This is a genomic window from Bombilactobacillus bombi, from assembly GCF_013607485.1.
Classification (GTDB): Bacteria; Bacillota; Bacilli; order Lactobacillales; family Lactobacillaceae; genus Bombilactobacillus; species Bombilactobacillus bombi_A.
This window is the reverse complement of record NZ_SCHP01000083.1, coordinates 1-3695: the sequence shown is the minus strand read 5'-3', so window position 1 is coordinate 3695 and position 3695 is coordinate 1. Positions and strand designations below refer to the sequence as shown.

Genomic DNA, 3695 nt, shown 5'->3' with positions numbered 1-3695 from the left:
CTAGTATATCTAATAATCTATTAATCCATTGTTTGAGATTGTTTTTAAATATAATAACATTTTCTGGGGTGTTTAATTCTTGAAATATTTTATCAAAAGATTGATCGTAATCACTTAGCAAATGTAATAATATAGCTTTTTTATCATTAAAGTAGGAATAGAGAGTGCCTATAGATACATTGGCATTCTTAGCAATTTCGTTTGTACTTACTGTAAAATAATTTTCTTCTATAAATAATTTTTGAGCTGTGAGTAATATTTTTTCTTTTTTTTCTTTACTTCTTTTTTGAATAGGTTTTCTAGGTATGATGATCTCTCCTTATCTAACATTAGTTACATTATCTAACATTAGTTACATTTAATTATATACTATATTTCAAAAAAATATTGTGAACTCATTATTATGTTGCTTTTTTTTATGTAAAGTAGCATAATTATTTTTAATAAATATGAGCCATTGCTCATATTAAAAAGGAGAAATAATATGGATAAAAAAAGAAGAAAGATCTTATCCACAATTGCGATGTGTTTGGGAATATTTTTAGTTATGCTGGATACAACGATTATGAACATTGCCTTACCGGCAATCCAACAAGGATTAAAGGTAAATACTAGTCAGTTATCTTGGACACTAAATGTTTATACGATTATTTTTGCTTCATTCACCATTCCTTTAAGTAGATTAGGCGAGATATTTGGTCGTAATCGCATGTACCTTTTTGGTTTGATTGGATTTGGGATTGGATCGTTGATTGCAGGAATGGCCAACAGTTTTACTTTTTTAATTTTAGGACGTGCTGTGTCTAGTATTGGAGCTGCAATTTTATTGCCATTAGCTAATACAATTGGAATTTCGACTTGGAACGTTGATCAAAGATTTAAAGTTGTTGCAGCTTTAGGATTAACTCAAGGAGGGGCTGCAGCTATTGGTCCTACTCTAGGAGGTTTAATAACTGACACATTAAGCTGGCATTGGATTTTTTTGATTAATATTCCTATAGTGATTTTGGCCGTAGCTTTAAGCTTAATTAGCTTATCAATAAATTCAGAAACAAATGTTCATGTTAAAATCGATTGGTGGGGTAGTATTTTTTCGATGTTGGCTCTTTTTTTTCTAACCTTGGGAATTATTGAAGGGCGAAACTGGCAGTGGACTAATATTAAGACATTTGGATGTTTTATTAGTAGTTTTATTTTTATTATTGTTTTCTTAGAAATAGAAAAACACGTTGTTTCACCTATGGTTAATTTACGATTGTTTAGAGTTGGAGCATTTGTGAGTTCTTCAGTCGTTGGGTTATTAGCACAGTTTTTTTATATTGGTGTAATTGTTATGATGCCTACTTTCTTTACAAGAATACAGGGGAAAACTGAATTTAATGCAGCTTTGATTTTATTGCCTATGTCAATTGCAGTTTTTTGCTTTGGTGGACTGGGAAGTCTTTTAATTAATAAGTTAGGTCCTCGAATGATAGTCTTTTATGGATTAGTTTGTTTAGCCTTATCTTATTATTTATTAACTGTATTGAATGCAGATAAAGTAATTAATATGTCCTTGGCAACATTAATTTGTGGAATTGGTTTTGGTATAATTTCTGGACCAGTTAATGTATTAGCCGCCTCTGACTTGGAAGGAGATCTTCTAACAGCATCACAAAGCGTAATTACTGTGTTTCGACAAATTGGTTCAGTTTTAGGCGTTTCTATCTTTATGTCAATGTTGAATAATAATTTGCAAAATATCAAATTTAAGACTCCTCAAAATCTTTCAATAGCCTATCTAAAAATGTATAAATTCTGGATCCCATTTTTAGTACTATCTTTATTGTTAAGCTTATGTTTCTCGAAAAAACAGCAATATTTAAACAAATTATCAAAGTAGAATACTAATAAAAATGTAATGTTTTGTAGTTATTAGAATAATAACAATAAGTATTTTACTTTAAAATTAATAGTTCTACTTAATAAAAAGGCTCTATACCTTTAAGTGTTTGAAGCGCCTCATAATTGTTAGGTAAATGCTAACAATTATGGGGCACTTTTTTCTGGAATTAAAAACTAAAATTGTTGAAGAATATCTGATAGACAAAATATATCCTATAAAGGTTTATTTCACACAGATATCACTTAGTCCACTAGGTCAACCAGTAGTGGGGGTATAATTAGTAGGTGTTAATACCCTTGTGTATATTTAAGTCAATAATCAGAATTGAGTGAGACAATAGATCTAATCTAACATATAATTACTAGTTGGAGTAATACAAATTATTCATTACGATCAAGGATGGCAATATCAATAGCGATATATTTTCAAAATATTCTAGAAATGTTCTTCACAGTCAGTAAGCAACACAAAAGCAACTCCACATTAAACTAGCAAAAAAGTAAAATTAACTAAAAATGATCATCTTATTCAGATTACCTTAAAGAACACAAAAATGTATAAAACGCCAAGTATCTATGTAGCAGATTACAAGTTTAATCCGAGCAAGATCTAAAAACTTCAATGGCAGTACGATAATTGTGCAGTCTTAAAGCCAGATTATTAATCAGTTTAATTACTTCCAACACTTTATTAAAGTCATTTTTCTTAGAAAAGAACTAGTGTAGCTTACAGCTAAAGACTTATGATTGCCTCGTTTACAAGGAAAATATGGATTACAAAATTAAGCAGTTAAGCCATATCGCTATTCTAAGTTTTGATACTGGGGAAAATCAACTATCAACCGTAATTCTTTTAACCATGCTGCCAAAACTCTACGTAAAGCTCGCAAAAACCTGATTGAAGGAGTCAAAATAATGATTATATCGTTTCGCAAGGGTAACTAGACAATTTCCCTGATTTGTCCGTGACTTGATCAAATGGTATTACTTTACGGTGACCAAAATCTGTAAGCTGATTGACTGGTGCTCAATACTGGTGGCAGTTTGATATTGACTACGAGTCTCTTTGAGATGCTAATGGCGCCGATTAAGTTCTTATAAATTATTGAGTTTCAAAAGTAACCAATTATAAATTGATGCAGCTGATAATTTAAATTTATTGGTAATCGATTTCAGGGGCCAAGCTAAGCATTTCTACAAACTGCTTGAGATGCGCAGTGATAATTGTTTTACGATCAGAGTGTTTTTCTTTTATTATCAACATCTTGTTGATATAAGGTCATATCCGTTGTAATTTTGTACAGTTAGTGGACTTAGCTACATTAACTGCAGCAGCGATTTGTTGTTTCATTTTGCTTTATGAGAGAAAAACGGCTATCGCTCAGTGGGCAAACTATGATAAAGTAATAGTGCTCAAAGTAATTTCCTACTTTCATGGTTGGTTGTCGTAACTACTATTGTAAAGTAATTACTTTGGGTTTTTTAGATTAAGGCTGTTCGGTTTAATTATAGAATCTGCGCTATTTAATAAATTTTTAAACATATAAGCAGGAGTTGGTCATATGATTATAGAATTAGATAATAAGGAATTAGACCAAATAAGGATTAAAATATTTAAAGCATTAGCTGATCCAATAAGGTTAGATATTATTAGATACTTGAAAAATGTAGATCATGGTGTAACATGCAGTGAAATTAATCAATATTTAAAGATTGGAAAATCCGCTGGTTCTTATCATTTTAAGGTATTGAGAGAGGCGGGACTTACTATTACAAAAAAAGAATCTCGAGAAAAATACGTTAAATTAAAT

Annotated in this window: 3 protein-coding genes; 2 read left to right on the top strand and 1 reads right to left on the bottom strand. The window is 30.4% G+C overall.

The genetic code is table 11. The annotated features are described in order from the left end of the window. Positions 1 to 259 (bottom strand): TetR/AcrR family transcriptional regulator (locus EQ827_RS09280; protein ID WP_373563520.1); only part of this gene is annotated, 259 nt, incomplete at its 3' end. Positions 260 to 484: 225 nt separating this feature from the next. Here EQ827_RS09280 and EQ827_RS08175 point away from each other — a divergent pair. After that, entirely contained in the window at positions 485 to 1882 is a 1398-nt protein-coding gene (locus tag EQ827_RS08175; RefSeq protein WP_181190498.1) for an MFS transporter, read from the top strand. A gap of 1564 nt (positions 1883 to 3446) precedes the next feature. Next, positions 3447 to 3695, top strand: a 249-nt coding sequence (locus EQ827_RS08170; RefSeq protein ID WP_181190497.1) for an ArsR/SmtB family transcription factor, incomplete at its 3' end; no start/stop codon positions are given.

What these genes read in the sequence shown, in the direction of transcription:
- EQ827_RS08175 (WP_181190498.1), top strand. Translation starts at nt 485, where the DNA reads ATGGATAAAAAAAGAAGAAAGATCTTATCCACAATTGCGATGTGTTTG.